Annotated in this window: 20 protein-coding genes and 1 pseudogene; 14 read left to right on the forward strand and 7 right to left on the reverse strand. The window is 69.1% G+C overall.

All coding sequences use genetic code 11. The features are described 5' to 3' along the window. Positions 1-74 precede the first annotated feature (74 nt). A complete protein-coding gene (locus HD597_RS18380) occupies positions 75-749 on the forward strand; it encodes a TetR/AcrR family transcriptional regulator (protein WP_253743802.1) in 675 nt (224 codons plus the stop codon). Between the two features lie 263 nt (positions 750-1,012). On the opposite strand, the gene HD597_RS18385 is transcribed toward HD597_RS18380, so the two are convergent. Together HD597_RS18385 and HD597_RS18390 are read right to left on the reverse strand one after the other, a co-directional pair. Beyond that, positions 1,013-1,747, reverse strand: a complete 735-nt coding sequence (locus HD597_RS18385) for an SDR family oxidoreductase (RefSeq protein WP_253743805.1) — start codon at positions 1,745-1,747, stop codon at positions 1,013-1,015. 48 nt (positions 1,748-1,795) lie between these two features. Further along, the gene (locus HD597_RS18390; RefSeq protein ID WP_253743809.1) at positions 1,796-2,770 is read right to left on the reverse strand and encodes an aldo/keto reductase; all 975 of its coding nucleotides are present in this window, start codon (positions 2,768-2,770) and stop codon (positions 1,796-1,798) included. A gap of 79 nt (positions 2,771-2,849) precedes the next feature. Between HD597_RS18390 and HD597_RS18395 the strand changes: the two genes are divergently transcribed. From HD597_RS18395 to HD597_RS18415, 5 genes are all read left to right on the forward strand, one after another. Continuing rightward, positions 2,850-3,479 carry a TetR/AcrR family transcriptional regulator gene (locus HD597_RS18395; RefSeq protein ID WP_253743812.1) on the forward strand — a complete coding sequence of 210 codons (630 nt, stop codon included), beginning with the start codon at positions 2,850-2,852 and terminating at the stop codon, positions 3,477-3,479. Positions 3,480-3,595: 116 nt separating this feature from the next. Beyond that, on the forward strand, positions 3,596-4,087 hold the full coding sequence (locus HD597_RS18400) for an SRPBCC family protein (protein ID WP_253743815.1): 492 nt from the start codon (positions 3,596-3,598) through the stop codon (positions 4,085-4,087). Positions 4,088-4,586: 499 nt separating this feature from the next. Next, the gene (locus tag HD597_RS18405) at positions 4,587-4,916 is read left to right on the forward strand and encodes a hypothetical protein (protein WP_253743818.1); all 330 of its coding nucleotides are present in this window, start codon (positions 4,587-4,589) and stop codon (positions 4,914-4,916) included. A 205-nt stretch (positions 4,917-5,121) separates the two neighbouring features. Beyond that, on the forward strand, positions 5,122-5,568 hold the full coding sequence (locus HD597_RS18410) for an SDR family oxidoreductase (RefSeq protein WP_253759398.1): 447 nt from the start codon (positions 5,122-5,124) through the stop codon (positions 5,566-5,568). Positions 5,569-5,779: 211 nt separating this feature from the next. Next, entirely contained in the window at positions 5,780-6,184 is a 405-nt protein-coding gene (locus HD597_RS18415) for a YybH family protein (protein WP_253743822.1), read from the forward strand. A 280-nt stretch (positions 6,185-6,464) separates the two neighbouring features. Here the strand turns inward: HD597_RS18415 and HD597_RS18420 are convergent, their stop codons facing one another. Further along, complete coding sequence (locus HD597_RS18420; protein ID WP_253743824.1) at positions 6,465-7,064, reverse strand: TetR/AcrR family transcriptional regulator; 600 nt, start codon at positions 7,062-7,064, stop codon at positions 6,465-6,467. 40 nt (positions 7,065-7,104) lie between these two features. On the opposite strand from HD597_RS18420, the gene HD597_RS18425 reads away from it, so the two are divergent. The 5 genes from HD597_RS18425 to HD597_RS18445 all read left to right on the forward strand — a co-directional run bounded on the left by HD597_RS18425 (position 7,105) and on the right by HD597_RS18445 (position 11,660). Beyond that, positions 7,105-8,706: an MFS transporter gene (locus tag HD597_RS18425; RefSeq protein ID WP_276082949.1), complete on the forward strand. Its 1,602-nt coding sequence runs from the start codon at positions 7,105-7,107 to the stop codon at positions 8,704-8,706. Positions 8,707-8,817: 111 nt separating this feature from the next. Next, on the forward strand, positions 8,818-9,165 hold the full coding sequence (locus tag HD597_RS18430) for an ArsR/SmtB family transcription factor (protein ID WP_253743828.1): 348 nt from the start codon (positions 8,818-8,820) through the stop codon (positions 9,163-9,165). Next, entirely contained in the window at positions 9,165-9,671 is a 507-nt protein-coding gene (locus tag HD597_RS18435; protein WP_253743830.1) for an SRPBCC family protein, read from the forward strand. Before HD597_RS18430 ends, HD597_RS18435 begins: the two co-directional genes overlap by 1 nt. Further along, positions 9,671-10,291, forward strand: a complete 621-nt coding sequence (locus HD597_RS18440) for a dihydrofolate reductase family protein (RefSeq protein ID WP_253743832.1) — start codon at positions 9,671-9,673, stop codon at positions 10,289-10,291. Before HD597_RS18435 ends, HD597_RS18440 begins: the two co-directional genes overlap by 1 nt. 304 nt (positions 10,292-10,595) lie before the next feature. After that, positions 10,596-11,660 carry a hypothetical protein gene (locus tag HD597_RS18445; protein ID WP_253743834.1) on the forward strand — a complete coding sequence of 355 codons (1,065 nt, stop codon included), beginning with the start codon at positions 10,596-10,598 and terminating at the stop codon, positions 11,658-11,660. A 299-nt stretch (positions 11,661-11,959) separates the two neighbouring features. On the opposite strand, the pseudogene HD597_RS18450 reads toward HD597_RS18445, so the two are convergent. Continuing rightward, a pseudogene (locus HD597_RS18450) lies at positions 11,960-12,136 on the reverse strand (transposase family protein); the annotation flags it as partial. Positions 12,137-12,646: 510 nt separating this feature from the next. Here HD597_RS18450 and HD597_RS18455 point away from each other — a divergent pair. Continuing rightward, positions 12,647-14,308 carry a hypothetical protein gene (locus HD597_RS18455; RefSeq protein WP_253743836.1) on the forward strand — a complete coding sequence of 554 codons (1,662 nt, stop codon included), beginning with the start codon at positions 12,647-12,649 and terminating at the stop codon, positions 14,306-14,308. 24 nt (positions 14,309-14,332) lie between these two features. Then, positions 14,333-14,674, forward strand: coding sequence for a TetR/AcrR family transcriptional regulator (locus tag HD597_RS18460; RefSeq protein WP_253743838.1), 342 nt, complete (start codon positions 14,333-14,335; stop codon positions 14,672-14,674). 216 nt (positions 14,675-14,890) lie between these two features. Here HD597_RS18460 and HD597_RS18465 read toward each other — a convergent pair whose 3' ends face one another. Further along, positions 14,891-15,742 carry a DUF1963 domain-containing protein gene (locus HD597_RS18465; protein WP_253743840.1) on the reverse strand — a complete coding sequence of 284 codons (852 nt, stop codon included), beginning with the start codon at positions 15,740-15,742 and terminating at the stop codon, positions 14,891-14,893. Positions 15,743-15,899: 157 nt separating this feature from the next. Between HD597_RS18465 and HD597_RS18470 the strand changes: the two genes are divergently transcribed. Beyond that, entirely contained in the window at positions 15,900-18,242 is a 2,343-nt protein-coding gene (locus HD597_RS18470; RefSeq protein ID WP_253743842.1) for a DUF4132 domain-containing protein, read from the forward strand. A gap of 239 nt (positions 18,243-18,481) precedes the next feature. On the opposite strand, the gene HD597_RS18475 is transcribed toward HD597_RS18470, so the two are convergent. Both HD597_RS18475 and HD597_RS18480 read right to left on the reverse strand, forming a co-directional pair. After that, on the reverse strand, positions 18,482-19,189 hold the full coding sequence (locus HD597_RS18475; RefSeq protein ID WP_253743844.1) for a sulfotransferase family protein: 708 nt from the start codon (positions 19,187-19,189) through the stop codon (positions 18,482-18,484). 330 nt (positions 19,190-19,519) lie between these two features. Continuing rightward, the gene (locus HD597_RS18480) at positions 19,520-20,770 is read right to left on the reverse strand and encodes a serine hydrolase domain-containing protein (RefSeq protein WP_253743846.1); all 1,251 of its coding nucleotides are present in this window, start codon (positions 20,768-20,770) and stop codon (positions 19,520-19,522) included. Between the last annotated feature and the right edge of the window lie 288 nt (positions 20,771-21,058).

The following is a 21,058-nucleotide window of genomic DNA, read 5'->3' on the forward strand; positions in this document are numbered from 1 at the left end:
TCGCATCCGCTTCTGTCGGGTCGGCGGGCTGTGATGTTGATCCCATCTATCCGCTTGGGGGTACGCTTCGAGGCGTGACACCGCGACCCGCCTCCGCCCATGAGCCGGCGCGGCGCGGCACCCTGCGCCGGGACGCGGAGCGCAACCGGGACCGCATCGTGCGCGCCGCGCAGGAACTGTTCGCCGAGCGCGGCCTCACCGTCGGCTTCAACGAGGTCGCCCACCACGCCGGTGTGGGCGTCGGCACCGTGTACCGGCGCTTCACCGACAAGGAAGAGCTCATCCACGCGGCGCTGGAGGAGCCGCTGGGTCAGCTGGCGGAGGTCGCGAGGCGTGCGGGTGAGGCCGAACGGGCCTGGGACGGCCTCGAACTCCTCCTGGGAAGCATCACCGAACTGCTGGTGGACAACCTCGGGCTGCGCGACGTGGCGCTCGGCGGCGGCGGATGGCGGCTCGGCCGGCCCACCGTCGAACGCGTCGCTGAGGTCCTGAGGCACCTGCTCGACCGGGCGCGGGCCGAGGGCGACCTGCGCGACGACGTCGCCGGTGACGACGTGATGATGATCCTGTGGCTGGTGACCGACCTGGCGCAGCACTCCGTCCAGGTCCGTCCGCGGCTGTACCGCCGCTATCTGCAGGTCCTGCTCGACGGGCTGCGAGCATCGCCAGGCAGGATGCCGTTGGTGGAGAAGCCCACCGAGCAGCAGGTGCTGACGATCTGCCGGCGGTGGGCCGGCGCGCCCCTCTGACGGGCCGAGTCAGGTCCGGGCCTGCATGTCGAGTGCTTGCCTGCAGCCGGGTCACGGCCGGCCGTTGCCGTGCTGCTGGTTCCGACGGTCAACGCTGCCGCTGCCCCGAGCGGGTGAACAGCGATCCCGACTGCCCGGTGATCAGAACGACCAGAGCTCTGCAACGAGAGATTGTCTCGCACGGTTCTGTGGGAGCCCCCGGACTGAGGCGTCCGGGGCGACCCGACCGCGCGCACCCGCAGTGAGGAAGATCGCGGCGGGCTTCAGAGGCCGACGCCGCCAGTGGCATCGATCACCCTCCCCGTCATCCATCGAGCATCGTCAGAGGCCAGGAAGCCGACAATGTCGGCGATGTCCTCCGGCTGTCCGAGCCGGCCGAGGGCGGCCAGCGACACGGCGTGCGCCTCGGCTTCGGGGTTGTCCCGGAACCACCCATAGGTGTCCACGATGCCGGGCGCCACGGAGTTCGCCGTGATCCCGCGCTCGCCCAGAGCCTTGGCGAGGTTGAGGGTGAAGTTGTCCAACGCGGCCTTGGTGGGTCCGTAGGCGATCAAGTCGGGCAACGCCAGCCTGGCCGTGCCGGCGGAGATGTTGATGATCCGCCCGCCGTCACGCAGCCGCCGGAGCCCTTCCTGGACGACGAAGAACGGCGCGCGGACGTTGACGGCGAAGATCTGGTCGAACTCCGCCTCGGTCAACGAGGCCAGGTCGCTGCTGCGGGTGATGCCGGCGTTGTTCACGATGATGTCCACGGCGCCGCTGGTCAGCGGGTGGGCGTCGAAGGCCTGCCACAGCGCGGTGGCGTCCCCGTGGACACCGAACGTTGCCTGGATGGCGAACGCGTGACCGGGGCCGATCCGCATGACGACCTCTTCGGCCGCGTCCTTGTCATGCGAGTAGGTGATCGCGACGGTGAACCCGTCGCGGCCGAGCCGTTCTGCGATGGCCCGGCCGATGCCTCGGCTGCCCCCGGTGACCAGTGCGATCTTGCTGCCCACAGTGCTTCTCCTAGGTGTTGAGCGATGACGGAAGGGGGTACGCGAGGGTCAGTCCCAGGACGGCTGCAGCGTCTCCGGGTAGCGGGCGCCGTAGCCGCCGTGTGGCAGGATCTCGGCGATGCGCGCCAGGTCGGAGGAGTCGAGCGTGAGGTCGGCCGCCGCGACGTTCTCCTCCAGCCGCCTGACGTTACGGGTGCCGGGGATCGGCACGATGTCGTCGCCCTGGGCGAGCAGCCACGCCAGGGCGAGCTGTGCCACGGTGGCACCCTTGGCGGCGGCCAGCTCGGCCAGCCGTTCAGTGGCCTCCAGGTTCTTGTCGTAGTTGCCGGGCTGGAACCGGGCGTCGAAGCTGCGCATGTCGGTGGAGTCGTACTCGGCGCCGGGCTTGGCCTGCCCGGTGAGGAACCCCCTGCCGAGTGGCGAGTACGCCACGAATCCGATCCCGAGCTCGCGCAGGACCGGCAACAGCACCTCGACGTCGCGCTCGAACAGCGAGTATTCGGTCTGCAGCACCGAGACGGGATGCACCGCATGCGCCCGTCGAACGGTGTTCGGACCGGCCTCGCTCAGGCCGAAGTAGCGCGCCTTCCCGGCCGCAACGAGCTCCTGGACGGTGCCCGCCACGTCCTCGATCGGCACGGCCGGGTCGACGCGGTGCTGGTAGAGCACGTCGATGACGTCCACGCCCAGGTAGCGAAGGCTGTTGTCGACCACCTCGCGGATGCGCTCCGGACGGCTGTCGAAGCGGCTCGCGCGGGTGCCGGTGAAGTCGAAGCCGAACTTGGTGGCGAGGACGACCTCGTCGCGGACGGGCGCCAGCGCCGCGCCGACGATCCGCTCGTTCTCCCCCCGGCCGTACAGCTCGGCCGTGTCGAAGAAGGTCACGCCCAGCTCGTGGGCGCGCCGGATGGTGGCGATCGCTTCGTTCTCGTCGGACGGCCCGTAGGCCAGGGAGATGCCCATCGCGCCGTAGCCCAGCGCCGACACCGCCAGTCCCCGCTGCCCCAGGACTCGCTCACGCATCTTCGCTCCTCTCGATGTTAGAGGGCTCTTACATTGCGGGAGACTACTCCACACCCGGAGAAGAGGAAAATGGTCTGTCGTGAGCAGACGCAGCACCTACCATCACGGCGACCTACGGACCGTGCTGGTCCGCGAGGGTGTCGCACTGCTGGCGGAGTCGGGCCTCGCCGGCTTCTCGGTGGCCAAGGTCGCCACCCGCGCGGGTGTGTCGTCGGCAGCCCCGTACCGCCACTTCCCCGACCGCGAGGCGCTGCTGGCCGCGTGCGCGGCGGCCGTCTTCGCCGACCTCGCCGACCTGCTCGCGAGGGCCGCCGAGGAGGCCGGCCCGGACCCGGTCGAGCGGCTCGCCGCCACCGCCGGGGCCTACGTCCGGTACGCCCTCGACCACCGCGCCGGCATCGACCTGCTCTACACCCACGACTTCGCGGGCCCTCACCGCGACACCGTCCGCGAGCAGAGCCGCCGGTTGATGGACGTGCTGATGACTCTGGCAGCCGAGGCGCTGCCCGCCGCCACCTCCTGGACCGACGTCGCCGATCTCGTCTACGTCCACCTGTCGGCGGCGTACGGCTATGCCACCTTGCTGTTCAAGGGCTCCCGCCCGCCGCGGAACGTCGAAGCGCACGTGGCCCGCGCCGTCGCCGCCGCCCGCGATCAGGTCATCGGTCACCTCATGCGGCTGGCGGGGCCGCCCACCGTGCGCCCATGACCACGAACGGGTGGCCGATCACCCGTTCGGCAAACAGAGCGAGGTCGGGACACGCTCAATATGAGGCGAGGCTGTTAGCGTAGGCCTGTTCACTCAGGAATCCGGAGCGCTGCGCCATGAGGTACACCGTCTCGATCGAGATCGCCCTGCCGCGGGAGAGGGTGGCCCAGTTGCTCGCTGACCCGGCACACATGCCGAAGTGGCTGCGGGGTCTGGTGCTGCATGAGCCGCTGAGCGGCGTGCACGGGCAGGTCGGTACCAAGTCGCGCGTCGTGATGCAGATGGGGCAGCAGAAGATGGAGGGCACCGAGACCATCACGCGCCGGGAGCCGGCGGACCTGCGCGGAATCCCGAAGGGGAGCGTCGTTCACTTCGAGCGCGAGATCGTCGGCGGGGGCATGTGGAGCGCCGCGCGCGAGCGGCTGACCGAAGCCGGCCCGGAGACGACGCTCTGGGTGAGCGAGAACGAATACCGGTTCAGTGGCCTGCTGATGCGGCTGGTGGGGCTCCTGATGCCCGGTGCCTTCCGCAAGCAGTCGCTACAGCACATGCAGGACTTCAGGGCGTTCGCCGAGGAGGGAAGGGACGTCCGCGACGCGAACGACTGATCTGCTTGCGGACGGCGGCGTCGACAACGTTGCGACCAGGGGGTTGTAGCCGCGTGCCACACGTTTGTGGCCGCTGACCCACCACGGTCGTCAAGACCATCCAGGCCCACCCTGCGCGGCACTGTCCACAGGGTCCTGAGGCATCTTGTTCCGATGCCCGCCGATGTTGCGATCTCCTCCCGGGCAGTGACCGGGTGGCGCCTCGACAGGGACCGGCTGGTGGCCGCTGTCTCCCGCTTCGCACCTGACATCCCCGTGAAAGACCACGCATAGTTGCGCCGACCGCGAGCACGCCCCCTTTCCAGGCGTGGGCGATGGTGGTCATCACTCCTGGATCGCCGGAGCCGAACGCGCTTCGCCCGGCTGCCTGCGCGCTCAACGGCGGCAGGCTCCGGACGCTGCCGCACCACGTCGGGTTCGAGGCTGGGCTCCCGCTCAACGACGAGCCTTCCTCGAAGGTCACGTACCCAGCCACCCGGCGCGGCCGGTGGAGCTCGCCGTGGAGATGTCCGTCGGCGGCGGCCTCTGGATGGAGCCGAACGACACGCGCTTCTTGCGGCGCAAGCGCGGCAGCAACGCCACCGGCGCCCGCACCTACGACTGTCCCGGCTACAGCTGGATGTTGCGCAAGCTCGTCCTGTACGCCGGACCGGTGATGGCGGATGGCAAGCGTCCCTTCTCCGCCGTCTCAGGGCGCGATCCTCGGCGCCGCGGTGAGCGTCCGAGTGCGGCGAGCGGCTCTGCCGCCGGCCGGAACGGCGACCGCCATCGCGCGCTGATCGGGGTCGATCGCTGCCTGGCCGGCCTGCCGCGGCCTCCGGGGCGATGACCGTGGTGGGCAGGCCGGCGGCCAGCAAGGCACGGATGTGGCGCACCGCAGCAGCCGCCGGCTGACGCCCATCGTGAGGGCCAGGGCACCGATCCGCATGCGACCCCCTCGCTCCGAGTTGACCTTCACACTGATGTGACGTCTTAGCGTCCCGGTTGTCAGTCATCGTCCAGCGAAGGAGCCAGTGATGCCGGGAGCAGTGGCCATGGGAGCCGGTCCGGGGATCGGCCGGTCGGTCGCCCGCCGGTCGCGCACCAGGGCTTGCCGATCGCGCCCGCACCGACGGCCGGAAACACGCGCCGACGTGGCCGAAGCCTTCGGTGTGCCAGTCATCTCGCCGACCGGGGACAGCGTCGATGAGACAGCGCTGCACGCCGCCCCGGACGCGGCGTCCGATGAGTTCGGCCTCCCAGAGGTCGTGGTCTGCAACGTGGCGATCATCCAGCCGGACACGCCCGGAGAACTGCCGGCGCGCGCCCAGGTGGATGCCTGGGCGGTCAACGTGGTCGGAGCGCTCGCCGCCGCAGCCCACGTCTCACCCGCGATGGCGCGGCGGGGAGCGGTTCGTTCATCATCACCGGCGGAATGCCCGAGGCCGAGCCGGGATGCGCCAGCCTCTCGCTCGGCAAGGCCGGAGGGCGAACCCTGGTGACTCTGCTCGGCCAGGAGCATGGGCCCTCGGGCGTCCACGTGGACGGTCCCGCCGCTGCGGTTACGGCCTTCGACCCCGACGACATCGCCGCACACCACTGGCGGTTGCGCATCCGGCCGCGAGACCAGTGGCAACGGGAAGTCCTCCACAGCGGCCGCGCCGGAGTAGCCGTCACGGTAGCCTCCACGTCGGAAGCTGAAGGCGATCAACGTTGACCGGCATCACGGGAACCGGGCGCCCGGAGGCGTGCACGGAAGGCGCCGCTTACGGCGTCATCGCCGAGCTGCTGGGCCGCTGGCAGAGGGCCTTCGACGACCACCGGACGGGCGACCTCGTCTCGCTGTTCACCGAGGACGCCCTGTTCCAGGGCATCAGCCCGCGGCTGCTGGCCGGCCCGGCCGAAATCTTCGGGTACTACGACAACGTCGCCGAAGGCGCGACGGCGATCGTGGAGGTGTTGCGGGCGAACCCGCTGTGCGACGCGATCGTGTGCGGGTTCGCGGACGTGACCTTCACCGCTCGTACCGGTGAGACCTTCCCGATACGTCTCTCCGTCGTCGCTCAGCGTTTCGAGGACACCTGGCGGATCTGTCACTATCACGCAGCGGCACGCTGACGACGCAACCCACACCTCGCTACCCGGCTCGCTCAGCCATCCGGAGGTGGCCGTTCCGAAGCCGGCGCATCAGGCCATCACGGTCCTGACCAACACCCGGTTCGGGCTGTGGGATCAACACCCCCCTCAGATACCGTCGAGCAGCAGGGCCGCCCGCCGGCCGTGGCCTTGGTCCCGTGGCACGGCACACCGCACCAGGACGGCACCACACCAGGATGGCGCCGCACCCCATCCACCCGAACCCGAAGATCAACTCTAGGTCCATGCGGGGGACGAGTCCTCAGGAATCTCCGGTGTCCCGGCGGGTGAACGCGCCCAGCAGCGTCTCCCGGATGACTCGCGAGGCGTCGTCGGGCGTCAGGCGTCCCGCGGCCACCTCGTCCGCGGCGCCGTGTATGACCAGGTGCGTGACGGATACCAGCCAGTCCACCGGCAGGTCGGCGCGGAAGGCTCCCTCACCTTGCCCCCAGGTGAGCAGCTCCCGCACCCGGGCCTCGGCCTGCTCGTGCAGCTCGCGGATCCTGGCGGGCGGCAGCTGCTTCTGAGCCGCTGCCAGGAGTGCGCGCGACTCGTCCACGAGTACCCAGCTGGTATCGATGAGCTGGACCAGCACATCCCGCGGATCACCCACCAGGTCCAGCCGGCCGAGCGTCCGCTCGCCACGCTCGAGCGCGTCGGCCAGGGCCGCTTCAAGGAGCTCGGCCCGCGTGGGGAAGTGCCCGTACAGGGTCATCCTGCCTACCCCGGCCGCCGCGGCGATCTCCGGGATGGACGCTTCCGGGTTGCGGCGCAGCGTCTCGATGGTGACACGCACGATCGCGGCGCGGTTGCGTCGCGCGTCCGCACGGATGCCGCCCTTGGGTCGCTCGTCACGCGCCATGCTCTTCAACCCCTGCAAGTCGTATTGGCCAATACGACTTATGCTACCGTGCCGTTCATACCCGTTGGGGGTATCTCGGATCGAATCGAGGGGTGGCTCTTCGTCCGCACAAAGTGTCGGTCAGCGCGCCGGGCTCAAGGAGTGGCTCGCGCTGATCGTGCTGGTCCTGCCCGCCATGTTGCTGTTCATGATGCTCACGATCTTGTTCCTGGCCATCCCCGAGCTGGCCGCGGAGCTGGAGCCGAGCAGTACCCAGATGTTGTGGATCATCGACATCTACGGCTTCCTGATGGCCGGGCTGCTGGTCACCATGGGCACCCTGGGCGACCGGATCGGCCACAGGCGGCTGCTGACAGCAGGTGCGGCCGTCTTCGCCGTCGTCTCGCTGATCGCCGCCAACACGTCCGACCCCGGCCTGATGATCCTTTGGCGGGCCATGCTCGGGGTGGCGGCGGCCACCCAGATGCCCGCCACCCTGGGCCTGATCTTCACCACGTTCGCCGACGCCAGACAGCGCGCCATCGCTGTCGGCGTGTGGGCGGCCGGCATCTCGGTGGGCACCGGCCTGGGCCCGGTGGTCGGCGGGGCGCTGCTGGAGGCGTTCTCCTGGCGTGCGGCCTTCCTGGTCGGGGTGCCCGTCATGCTGGTGGTGGCGATCGGCGCCCTGCTGCTGCTGTCCGACCACCGTAATCCGGCTGCTGGTCGGCCGGACGTGTTCAGCGTGGCGCTGTCGCTGGCGACCCTGCTGCCCATCGTCTACGGCGTCAAGGAACTGGCCAAGGACGACGCTCTGGCGGTGGCTCTGGCGAGCATCGCGATCGGGATGGCGTTCGGCGTCTGGTTCGTCGTTCGTCAGCTGCGACTGCCGGAGCCGCTGCTCGACGTTCGGCTGTTCGCCAACCGCACCGTCAGCGGCGCGCTGGGCGTCTTCCTGCTCGCCGCGACCGCTCTCGGCGGCGTGTATCTGCTGTTCACGCAGTACCTGCAGCTGGTCGAGGGCCTCTCGCCGCTGCGAGCGGGACTGTGGGTGCTGCCGGGAGCGGCCCTGCTGGTGCTCGTCTCCACACTCTCGCCCGTTCTGGTACGGCACATCCGCCCGGGATACCTGATCGCGGCCGGGCTGGTCGTCCAGGTGATCGGTTACCTGATGCTCACCCAGGTCGACAGCGTCGGCGGGCTGCCGCTGCTGGTGGCGGGCTTCATGGTGCTCTACCCTGCCGTCGCGCCGTCCATGGCGCTGACCACCAACCTGGTCGTCGGCTCGGTACCGCCGCAGAAGGCGGGTGCGGCCTCCGGACTGGCCACCACGTGCAGTGACTTGGGCATCTCACTCGGTATCGCCGTCATCGGCAGCATCGGCGCCGCCGTCTATCGCGCCGGAACCGCCGGCGCCCTGCCCGCGGGCCTGCCGCGCGAGACCGCCGAGGCCGCCCGCGACAGCCTTGACGGCGCCGTCTCCGCGGCACCTGGCCTGCCGGCCGATCTGGGCGCCGCGCTACTCGTCCCGGCCCGCGAAGCCTTCACCAGCGGACTCAACACGGCCGCCGTCACCGCCGCGGTGATCGCCGCGGTCGCGGCTGCCCTCGCGTTGCTCAAGCTTCGCCACATCCCGCCGACAGGCCGCCCGCAGCCCACCGAATAGCTCCTCGGGACATTCGGCACCCCGCTGGCAAGGGTCACGACCGTCATGTGACAAGACCTGCCTGATTCCCCCTGAATTGACGTATGCCGATATAGGCATATGATGGCGGCCATGGCACGAGCAGCGACGACGTCGGACGTCTTCAACGCGATCGCCGAGCCGCAGCGCAGGGAGATCCTGGTACTGCTGCGGGCGGGTGAGCGGCCGGTGACCGAGTTGGCCCAGGAACTGGGGATGACCCAGCCGCGGGCGTCCAAACACCTGCGGGTGCTCCGGGAGGTCGGGCTGGTACGGGACCGCAAGGCAGGCAAACAGCGCCTGTACGGCCTGGACGCCCGCGGGCTGCGGCCGGTCCACGAGTGGACCGGCGGCTTCGAGCGGTTCTGGAACGAGAGCTTCGACCGGCTGGACGCCTACGTGCAGGACCTCAAGCAGGCACGTCAGGAAGGAAGTAGCTGATGAGCGAGACGGGACGAGGAGCGCCGGCGCGGTCTGCGACGGCCGACCGCGAGGTTGTGATCTCCCAGGTCATCGAGGCCCCACGGGAGCTGGTGTTCGAGGCGTTCACCGAGGTGCGGCACCTGTCGCGGTGGTGGGGGCCGGAGGGGTTCACCACCACCACGCGGTCCTTCGAGTTCCGCGTCGGCGGGGAGTGGGACTTCGTGATGCACGGGCCGGACGGGACGGACTACCAGGAGTGGATCACCTGGACGCAGATCGTCCCGCCGGAGGGGATCGTGCTGCTGCACGGCGAGTACCGCGGCGACCCGAACGCCTTCGAGTCGTTCCTCGCCTTCGCGCCCGAGGGGGCGTCGACCCGGGTCGAGATGCGCACGGTGTTCCCCACCAAGGAGCTGCGCGACGAAGCGGTCGAGAAATACCACGCGATCGAGGGCGGCCGGCAGACCCTGGGCAACCTGGCCGCCTACGTCACCGAGATCGTCCGGAAGGGAGTGGAGGGCTGATGGCCGGCAAGGTGTTCTTCAGCGTGTCGATGTCGCTGGACGGGTTCATCGCACCCGAGTCGGTCGGGGATCTGATGGGGCGGCAGTGGATGGAACTGCAGCGGTGGATCTTCCCGCAGCGGTTCTTCCGGGAGAACCTGAAGCTCGGCGGGGGCGGAGAGGAGGGGCGCGACAACGACATCGTGCGGGAGACGTTCGAGCGCACCGGCGCGAGCGTGATGGGCAAGCGCATGTTCGACGCCGGCGAGCAGATGTGGCCGGAGGAGGCGCCGTTCCACACGCCGGTGTACGTCGTGACGCACGAGAAGCGCGACCCCTGGGAGCGGCCGGGCGGGACCACCTTCCACTTCGTCAACGACGGCATCGAGGCCGCGCTCGACCAGGCCCGCCAGGCCGCCGGCGACCGCGACGTCCGCATCGCGGGCGGCGCAGCAACGATCCTTGCGTACGTGAACGCCGGCCTGGTCGACGAGTTCTCGATCGCGTTGTCACCCGTGCTGTTCGGCTCCGGAATCCGCCTGTTCGAGGGCGTGGACGCGGGCCGCGTGGCCCTGGAGCAGGTCCGCGGGGAGCCGACGCAGCGGGTGACCCACCTGACCTACGCAGTCCGCGAGCGGTGATCGTCTCGGCCTCAGCGCTCCCCGCCGAGGTCGGCACCGCGATGAGCATCCTCGGCGCGCTGAGCATCGGGGCCCTCCCCGCTCCCGAACACGTCCCAGCCGCCAGGCGGCTTCCGTGACTACGCGAGCTCACCGCGTTCGGCGAGCGAACGTCATGCTGCGCAGCTCTCCGCGAGAACGGCCCGGCCGGCCTCTGAGATCGCGCATGGACGGATGGTGACGTTCCCCTTCAAACCTTGGCGGCCGGCGATCGTGCCCTTATGTTGGTGATCGTTTTGCTGACTCTTCGAACCGCGGGGTGATCATGGGATCCACGCGCACGAACCTGACCATTCTGGCGAGCATCCTCCTCATGGCCGGGCAGGCGGCGGGCGCGGGCCCGGCCGTGGCGGACAGCTGTCCGGTGATCACCGACCAGTGGGAGGTCACCGACCTGGGCGTCACCGGGAGCGCGCTCGACATCAACGACCTGGGACAGATCGCCGGCTCCAGCGTGAGCGCGACCGGCGAACAGCGGGCGACCGTCTGGGACGGCGCACAGGTGATCGATCTGGGCAGTCTCGGCGGCGGCCACGCCTACGCCGGCGCCCTCGACGAGGACGGCAACGTCGTCGGCAGCAGCTACACGGCGACGGAGAAGGGGCACGCCTTCCACTGGCGCGCTGGGACGATGACCGACCTCGGCCCCTTCGGCATCCCCACCCTGGTCCGCGACGTCAGCGCCGGCGTCATCGTGGGCGAATATCGGTACCTGCTGCCCAACGGCACGGCCCGCTACCAGGCGTTCCGCATCCAGAACGGCGTCAGGACCGACCTCGCCGCCGTCTCCGGCAGCAATGCGGCGGCCGTCAACCCGGCCGGGCAGATCGCCGGCACCCAGCGCCGTCTCGAACCGCCCGGCCCGGCGAGCCAGCGGACCCACCGGGCGTTTCTCTGGGACGACGGCGTCATCACCGAACTCGGCACACTCGGCGGTCAGTGGAGCCAGGCCGAGGGGATCAACGGCGACGGCCACATCGTCGGCCAGTCGGCGCTCGGCGCGGACGGCGTTGTCGCGGGCGGATACCTCTGGAGCGCCGAAGAGGGGATGCGGCGCCTGCCCGACGCCGGCGGCCTGGCCGCGCCCAAGGCCGTCAACGACGACGACGTGATCGTCGGCACGCACACCTGCACGAGTGCCGGCACCGCCGCCCACGCGGCGATCTGGACCGGCCTCGACACGGCGCCCGTCCTGCTGCCCGACCCGGCGACAGGCACCGCCACGATGGCCAATGCCGTCAACGCGCAGGGCGAGATCACCGGGTGGGCCGAGGCTCCCGACGGCTCACGGCGCGCCCTCGTGTGGCGGCCCGCGCCCGGGAACTCCTGACCATCAGCCGGCCTAACCTGCTCCGCCGCGTGCGGCGAGTCACGTTGGGTGCCACTGAAGGGTCACCCAATGTGACTCCGGGATCTGGTCGCCGCAGGGATCCGTCGTCCTCCGGCGGGCGCTGAGCTGCGGTAGCAAGGCGTGTTCGGCCGGATGGTGCCGATGACCATGGTCACATTTCAGCGGCTGTGTCACACGCAGGATCTTGGCGATGCAGGCATTCAGCCATGCTGCTGCGTTAATCTACAGCGTAAAGGCGCCGGCGCGGATTTCGCATTGCCCTCCGCAGACATGAAGGCGCGTGCCTCGGCCAGGTCGTGCGTGACACCGGGCAGCACAGGTGACGCCCAGACGAATCGGCCGGCCGGGTCGGCCACGACGTACACGTTCACGCCGCGGCGTCGGTGCTCGCCGGAGTAGTACGGCCGTTCGTTGGCCAGCCGGTCGATCGGGACCGGGGTTCCGTCCAGGATGGTGGCCCGCGCGTAAGACGGCAGTGTGGACGTAGCGCCAGGCGGCGCCGGTGCAGGCTTGCCCCGGATGGGCCACGCACGTTCACTGGCGGCGGCGCTCGACACGCCGGGCGCGGATCAGCGAGGCCGGGCGCATCAGGGGTAACGGAACAGCGGAATCGCGGCAGGGTAAGCAGCAACGAGGCTCCCGTCTGAGGCATCGGATCTTGGTCGACTGCTGTCCGATCGGGAGCCTCCTCTTACCCGCCGCCGCTTCCCGTGAAGCCGCACCGGCCGGCCACCAGGTTGGAAAGAGCTCATGATTTCATGACTCTACAAATTCATTCTGTTGTATCGGCGCACCGAGACTTTAACAATGGCGCCCGGAGGGCTTGGGCTGCGGTCAAAAAACTAGGGTATGCAAGGCTTGGGCGGTCGTGCGCCAGGCGGGAAGAGGGTCACCAGTGCGACATTTCCGGCCGTCGAACGCCGGACCTGAGCAATCAACTGGATCGAGAGCTGTGCGGTGCGGTAATGGATCGGGACAAGATGGCAGAAAATGGAGAGGCCCATTCTCTGGCTCCCGCAACGGAAATCCCTCAACTGCTCGAGATGTACAACCGTGCTCTGGATGACGCGGCGGCCCTCCCGATCTTCTTCGTGAAGATACCCTGCAGGGCCTCTCGCTGGCGGCTCCTGAAGCGGCTTGCTGTGCTGCCACGACTCACGCTGGGCACGCACACGCTCCTCGTGCGACATATTGACCGGAATCTTGCCACCATCATTCGTCACCAAAGTGTTAAAGGGGCTCTTGGGCATCTCACGGAGGCGCAGGCCAGGGATCGAGATTCGTGTACGGCCTTCCGTAATTCCCTGCCCCCCGCCAGGCTCGCCCTCGTCGTGATTGGAGTGGCTGTCTCGGCGACCATAATCGCTCTGCTTTTGAGTTCCATCCCGAAGCGGCTGTTTGCTCGAGCTTTTCCGGGCGAAGGATTCGATCGCGCGTTTCAGGCAGTTGCCGCAGAGCTGCTTGATTTGGCCACAGGAGGGGGAGGGGGTGATCTTATGAACGCGCTGGGCGGTGCAATGAAGCTGGGCGTGCAGGGTGTTCTGGCACTATTGTCGGTCATGCTTATCACGAGCTACTTGATTGCCCGCCCCCTCGTTTCCGCCTTCCGCATAAAACGCCAGATCCTCTGTCTCGCCGACCAGGATGTACTGGACGTCAAGGATACCGCGAGCAGCTGGTATGTGAACAAGTCCACTGGAGCTTACACGCAGGAGCGCAAGGTCTCTGCAGTACTCGGACTTCGGCGAACGCCAACTGAACGGCCACTTGACCTTGCAATTCTCTCCTTCCCAGCCCTATGTGCACTGCTGCTGACAGCAGCGTACGCATGGATAACGGGAAGACGGCTCGTCGAGGATTATCTCGCCCAGAAGCCGAGTTTTGATGACAGCTGGTTCCTTGCCTTCTTTCCTATTCCCTGCCTGTTCATCTGGCTTGCCAGTCTGTGGCTGCTGCGCTTCAAATGGCTGCATAACACCTGGCGCGGTAGGCAAGGCACGACACCTGCACCGCCCCTGGTCTATGCCACGAGCAGTGGCGATTATGTCGAGTCACGCCCCATCGCCGAGGCGGTGGCATGGCCGCTTGCGAGCGGACCTGTGTTCTTCACCCTGCTGACGTATCCGCTGGTCGGCGCAGTTCATTTCCACCGACTTGTGTTGACGGGGGATCGTTTGCGCGCTGAAGCGGCGCGTCGGGAGGGACGATCCCATCGCAAAGGGCATCCGGTGCTGGCAACCGCGGCCTTCGTATCGGTCCTCGCTACGCCAATAGTTGTCTCCGTTCATTTGTGGCGGCTGTGCGCGCTGCTTGGTCGGTGCCGCACTGCTAGGAGATACAGAGCGTTCGCGATCCCTGCCTGCCTTCTGTTGACCTCTGTCATGCCCCTCGCCTATGTGCCCTGGACGAATGTGTGGTGGATCGCCTTCTGGGGGATGCTTTTCGCGCTTCCGACGCTGATTTACCCGCTGTTGATCGCGGCTATCCAAAAATGCCAGAACCATCTCGTCCAGGCGTTCGCAACTCCAGTACCGTATGGACAGTGCGAGAAAGCGCGGCCCCACCGATGTCTTCCACTGAACGCAGAGAAAGGCTCCGAAAACGGCCCGTCGGATTGCGCAGGTTGAACTCGGAGAATCATAAAATTGTCCATGCGCAACAAGGAAGCCTTGCTCGACGGCCTGGTCGAACGCGTGCTCGCCCGCGCCTTCACCCTCCGGATCGACGGCGACCGGCGACAGTTGCTACGAGCGTTCGCCACCGGCTACCGCCGCGAGCTGCTGCGTCACCCCGGCCTCCTGCCGCTGGCCACCACCCGGCCCGTGACCACGCCCGAGGCCCTGCGCATGCTCGAAACCGGCGCCGCTCCCCGCCCCGGGCCCCCAGGCCGATCCGGCCGAGTTCCCAACCTGACCCCATCCATCCGCGCCGGGCTCGGCACCCCCGCAAGACCGTGCCGATCGAGGACGACGAGATCGTGGACCAAGTCGTAACCGCGCACGTGCTGGCAGGGCGCCCGGCGACGCCGGTCACCTTCGACACAGGACAGTCCGATGAAGGCTCGCGCTGCGGGGATCCCGGGCCTGAAGACCGAGCAGTCTCCGGAAGACCTCCGCCGTTGCCGGGCAACGGAGGCAGTCGCCAACCCGGCCAGCCTCAATCGGTCCTGGCGCCACGATGGCAAGGATCGGCTCTCATGCTCGGACCGTTCAGTGCCAGCGCCCCCGGGCGTCGAAATGAACCTTGGAGAAGTCGCGCGCGGCCAGGTGGTCCTTGCGGACGCCCCACAGCAGGTACGCGTAATCGCCCCAGGTCATCTCCGCTGCGCCGGCCCCGGCCACTTGCAGCAGCGTGACCCACTGGCGCGCCTCTTCATGGAAGGCCGGATCACCAGGCAGGCCGGCGCCGGCGGCACGCGCCGCCACAGCCTCGATCGAGTCCTGGAACGCGCTGCAGTCGGAGTATCCGCCCACCTGATGCGGCGGCCCGGACGCCCCAGCAGCCTTGAAGTCCTCGAGTTCCATTTCGAAGCTCTCACCGGCCTCTTCGTCCACCACGTGATCCCACACCGCCTCATGCGCTTCGTCGATGCTTCCGAAGGCGTCTGCCAGTGCGGGATGATCGCGACCCGGCCAGGTCGGTTCGGTGGCCGCCGCCAGCGCCTGCTCGGCATGCACGTTGGCACGGTCGTCGGGTACGGGCCGCTCGGCGACCACGGTCCCCGACGGCACGTAGATCACCTGGGTCTCGTGTTCAGGCCGGGTGGAGAGGAAGAACAGCAGCGTGCCGGTGTCCGGCAGCACGATGTCCGTCTCGTAGCGCGTCAGTGCCCCGCAGTCGAGCTCGGCCACGAACGACAGCGGCCAGCCGTCTGCGCACGACGGCCACGCCATGGCGGACGGCAGCCTTGCGACACCCCCGAGCCGCCCGACCACGACCTCTCCGTCCTCGGCGGCCGACAGCCTGATGGCGGGCCGTAGCATTCCGATGAGCCGCTCCGCCGTTTCGGCAGGCAACTCCTGCCGCGCGAACTCAGCGACATCACTCTTCCAGTCCGGCATGCCGCCCATCTTGCTCCACGCGTACGACACAACGGTCGAAAAGCGGTGGACGCGGCTCTGATGGAGACAAGTCTCGGATCATGACAGAGGGGCATTTGTCGGTTCCGGCTGATATCCATGATCACCCAGCGTTTCTGATCATGAGTGGAGCCGAGTGATGACGTCAGCGGGCAAATGGGACCACTTGGGCCCGGCCACCAGTGCTGCCTACCAGCGGTTCGACGAGCTCACCGAGCAGGGCCTCGACCCCGGCCCCGGCGTCGACTGGCGGGTATACGGCACCTACGCGCAGATGAAGCTCTGGCTGGGGCCGGAAGGCGGTCATGACTACGACGAGCGGGTGCTGCGCGTGGTCCGGTCGGTGGCCGAGCGTGACATCGACTTCACCTACCGGGAAGCGCATCACCTCATGGAGCGTGCGGGGTACTGGGTGCGGCAGGGGCACACCCGTTATGAGGAGCTGTTCCGGATCCCGCTCGCGGCGGCCCGCAGGTTCGACCACCAGCTGCGCCGGGACCTGCTTCGCTGGCTGACGTCGGGACCGGCGCTGAAGGACGCGCGGGCGCTCCTGGCCGAGCAGGTGACCGAGCTGCTCACCGAACCCGCCGAGAACGGCCCGGCCGGGGTGGTCCGGACCGAGATGGGCGACACCGACCACTTCGCCCGCATCCTGGCCGAGGAGTACGGCCCGCGCCTGGTCGAGGTGCTGCCGCTGCTCCGCCACTGGAACAGCGCCCGCTCGACCAGACCCAGCGCCCGGTGGCTGAGGAACGCCGCGCGGATGCTCACGCCCGGCGCGGTCGCCCTGGTCCGTGAGCTGCTCACGCGGCTGGCGGCCTACCGGGGCGGAGACTGGGTCGTCCGATACGACGACAAGGAGTGGCGGGACAAGGTCTTCCTCAAGGAGGACACCATCGTGGTGGTGCGCGGCATCCTGTGGACCTGCCAGGTCATCGACGAGCGCTGGGTGACCTCGCTCGTCACCGACGTCGCGATGACCTGCGGCACCGGCAGCAACGGGATGGGCTCCACGTGCCGCTGCGAGCCCGTCACCAACGCCGCCGTCGGCGTCCTGGCCCGCAGGGGTGGCCTCGACGTGATCGTCCCGCTGTCCAGGATCCAGGCGAAGGTGCGCGCGAGGTCCGTACAGAGGAATCTGAGCCTCGCCCTCGACGCGGTGGCCGCCGAGAAGGGGCTGACCCGCGAGCAACTGCTCGACCGGACGGTCCCCACCTTCGGCCTGGACGCCGGCGGCGTCCGTGAGGAGAGGATCGGCGACTACCGGGTCAGGTTGTGCGCCGACGTGCCCACCCTGCGCTACGTGAACGCCGCCGGCAAGACCGTCAAGTCGCTGCCGAAGGATCTGCGCGCGGAGCTGTCCGATCTGCGGGCCATCCTGAAGGAGCTCAAGCTGGCGCAGGCGGCCGAGCGGTCCCGCTTGGAACAGGCGATCGTCCACGAACGGACGTGGCACTGGCGCGAGGTGACCGAGTACTTCCTCGACCATCCCGTCACCGGCCCCTACGCCCGCACCCTGGTCTGGCAGATCGCCGGCGGCCCGGCGGCCCTGCCGGTCAAGACCGCCGAGGGCTGGGAACTGGCCGGCCACCGCCCCGCCCCCGACGCCGTGGCAGGCCTGTGGCACCCGATCCACGCGACCGCCGACGAGGTCGCGGCGTGGCGCGACCAGCTCATCGAGAGCGGTGTACGCCAGCCGTTCAAGCAGGTCTTCCGCGAGCTCTACCTGCTGACCCCCGCCGAGGAGCGGACCGGCACCTTCTCCAACCGTTTCGCCGGTCACGTTCTGCGTTATGGCCAGGCCCGGACCCTGCTGGGCCAGCGCGGCTGGACCGGCCGGTCCATCGGCAACTGGGACCATGTGAACGGCGGCGACCAGGGCGAGGTGGTGCGCGACCTGGCGGGCTGGCAGGCCCGCTGGGCCCTGCACATCGTCTCCGCCTCCGGGGCCGAGACCTCCATGCTGTGCGCCACCGAGGGCATCACCTTCCACCGCGACGGGCAACCGGCGTCGATGGCCGATCTGCCGCCGCTGGTGCTGTCGGAGATCCTCCGCGAGGCCGACCTCGCCGTAGGCGTGGCCTCGGTCGCCCGCGACGACCAGGCGCTGATCGGCCACGAACGCTACTGGCGCTCCCACGGCTTCGGCGAGCTGACGGAGACGGCCAGGACCCGGCGCGAGGTGCTGGCGCGGCTGTTGCCGAAACTGAAGATCGCCTCCCGGGTGGCGCTGACCGACAGATTCCTTCTCGTACGGGGCGATCTGAGGACGTACAAGATCCATCTGGGGTCGACGAACATCCTGATGGAGCCCAACGACGCGTACCTGTGCATCGTCCCGGCGAGCGGGCACGCGGCCGGGTCGGTGTTCCTGCCGTTCGAGGACGACGGGGGGACGCTGTCGGTGATCCTTTCGAAGGCGTACCTCCTGGCCGACGACACGGCGATCACCGACCCGACGATCACCCGGCAACTCGGCTGAACCACCGCTCAGACACCGCCGGGAGTTCGCCTGCCACCGGCGAACGGGGGATCGGCGCTCAGGCGTGGGCCATTCGGCCTGGGCCACGCCTGATCCTGCCTTCGCCGGCGCGCCCGCGCGTCAGCCCCCTTGCTGGGGAGGAGAAGGCGGCGCCGGACGATGCCGCGACGCCGGTGTTCCAGCACCTCCTCGGCCGGCAGCGCGGTTCGCGGACCATGGAAGCGTTCGGCCCGGCGGGCTCAGCTCACACCGTGGAACGGCAGCCCGATGTTCTCCCCCCGCAGCAGCCTGTCGATCGACTGCTCCATCACCTTGCTGTCGTTCAGGTGCGGGAACGGCTCCCCGGCGGGCACGTCCACTCCGAGGAACCGGCACAGCGGCTCCCACCCTTCCCGCACGTCGAACACCAGCAGCCGCTCGGGCGGCAGGCTCGCCTGCACCGTGGCCACGTGCCGCTCGAACGCCAGGAGGCTGTCCTTCTCGTCGAGAGGCTCGCCGAAGGCCCGGTCGCTGCCCAGCCCCTCCCGGATCATGCGTTCGAGCAGCGGGCGGGTGGTGTTCATGTTCTCGACCAGAGAGGCCATCTCCGGTGCGAGCTTGTCGGCCTGTAACCGCGCCGGCCCGTTGGCGATGAGCGCCTGCATGCTCGCGATCCAGGTGTGCGGGTCGCGTACCGTGAGGACCACCTTGGCCTGCGGGCAGGCGTCGGCCAGCTCGCGCCAGAAGAACGAGGCCGGCCAGTCCACGGCCGAACGGAACCCCTCGAGCACGTGGTCCCAGTCGGGCACCACGTCAGGGGCGGCCAGCGGCGCCCACCGCCGGGCGCGGTCGGGATCGGACCCGACGTCGAACATGTGGTGGCAGGGCCCGAACCCCAGCCGCTCCAGCGCCGCCTTCATCGAACTCGTACCGGTGCGCGGGAAACCCGCGCCGATCACGGTCAGCATGGTGCTCCTCCATGGTGTCGGCTGCCCCGATCATGGTGGCGTGACCATGGCCCTGGCAATCCTCGGAACCCGGGTGCAGGGCGGTCATCGTGGCAGTGTTGTCGCCGCGCGCGTCCCATGCCGACGGCCTGCGTTGGGCGATGGCGTCGAACCGCCTGAACGTGGCGCATCGCCGTGCCGGTACCAACGCCGAAGACGCGGACGAGGCATGCCGTCGGCGGTCTCGGCGCTGGGTGATCGCCTCGGGCGGTGTCGGTGCCGTCGAACCGCAGCGCCGGCAGGTCCTGGTGCAGTGCGTGGATGGTGACGAGAGCGACGATGAGCCGCCGGTCACGGTGTGGCCGTGCCCCCGTCCACGCCGATCGCCGGGAGCGGCGGTGCCGCCCTGGTCGCCGCGCCCGCGTCAGGCCCGCACGCCGCCTCCAGCAGGTGGTTCCCGAGCGCGAAGTCGATGGGGTGCGTGACGGGACTGCCGTTCTCGTCGAGCTGCTGGTAGTTCCTCAGGTTGGTGCCGAAGGCGAACTGGCGGTCGCCGCCGGTGCCGGAGAACGCGAAGGTCTGCATGCCGGGGATGCTCCCGTCGTGCCCCCAGAATCTGCCGCACGGCAGGTCGAGGGGGAAGATCCCGAGACCGTAGTCGATCACGGCGCCAGAGAAGGCCCTGATGGGCACCGTCTTCTGCATCTCGGCGAGCAGGGTCGCGTCGAGCAGTTCGCCGCGCAGCAGCAGCCGGAAGAAGCGGTTGAGGTCCTCCATCGTCGAGGCGACCGCACCCGACGTCCAGGCCCAGGACATGTTGTAGACGCTGTAGTCCTTGGGCGGGTCGAAGTAGCCGAACAGCGCCTCGTACGCCTTGGAGCTCGGCCCGGGCAGGTACGGCGTGCGCGGGAACGACGTGTGCCGCAGCCCGGCCTTCCGGAAGACCTGGTCGGTGAGGTACCGCTCGGCACTCGTGCCCGTCACCTTCTCCAGCAGCAGGCCGGCGATGACGAAGTTCGTGTTCGAGTACGACCCGGGTGTCACCCCCGGCTGCCCGGTCGCCGGGGCGCCGAGTCCCGCCCGGGCCAGCTCCTGCGGCGAGAAGGCGCGGAAGCGGTTGGCGTCCAGGCTCTCGATGGACGGGAAGATCACCTCGGTGTGGTTGGCGATGTGGCTGGTGTGGTTGAGCAGCATGCGTACGGTGATCTGCTGCCCGCGCTCACCCGGGATCAGCTCCGGCAGGTAGCGGCCGATGGGGGCGTCGAGCTCGATCGTGCCCTTGCCGACCTGCTGTAATACGCCCACGGCGACGAACGACTTGGTGATGCTCCCGGCCCGGTGCACCATCTCGGGACGCATCGGGCGGCCGGTCTCGACGTCGGCGACGCCCGCGGCGCCCTTCCAGCTCCGCCGGCCGTCCACGACGTTCGCATAGGTGCCGTACATGCCGGCCTCGTGCATGGCGTCCAGCGTCTGGCGCAACCGCTGCCGGTCGAGGCCGCCGACGTCGGCGGCGGCCGCGGGTGCCGCCGCGAGCAGCGCGGCGGCCAGGGTCGCGGCTCCCAGCCGCGAGGCGAGCATGCTGTATCGACGAATGGTCATGGCGCTCAGCATGAGCCTTTCGCCCGGCGGCGGTCAGTGCGCTGTGTCACGGGTCCCGCATGACAGAAGTCAGTTCCCGTACCAGGCCGACGTGGCCGTGATCGGCCAAGCCGGGTGTCCATGCCGCCAGCGGGAGCGACCCGGAAGCCGGAGCCGCGGACGACCAGATCATCACGAGCGCCGGGGTACTCGCCGGCGATGGAGAGGCCGGCGTGGCCGCTGCGGATGTCGGCCGGCAGGGCGGGAAAGCGGCCAGGGGGCCGACGGTGTCCCGGCTCCTCCTGCGGA

This window comes from Nonomuraea thailandensis (assembly GCF_024172165.1).
In the GTDB taxonomy this organism is placed as follows: domain Bacteria; phylum Actinomycetota; class Actinomycetes; order Streptosporangiales; family Streptosporangiaceae; genus Nonomuraea; species Nonomuraea thailandensis.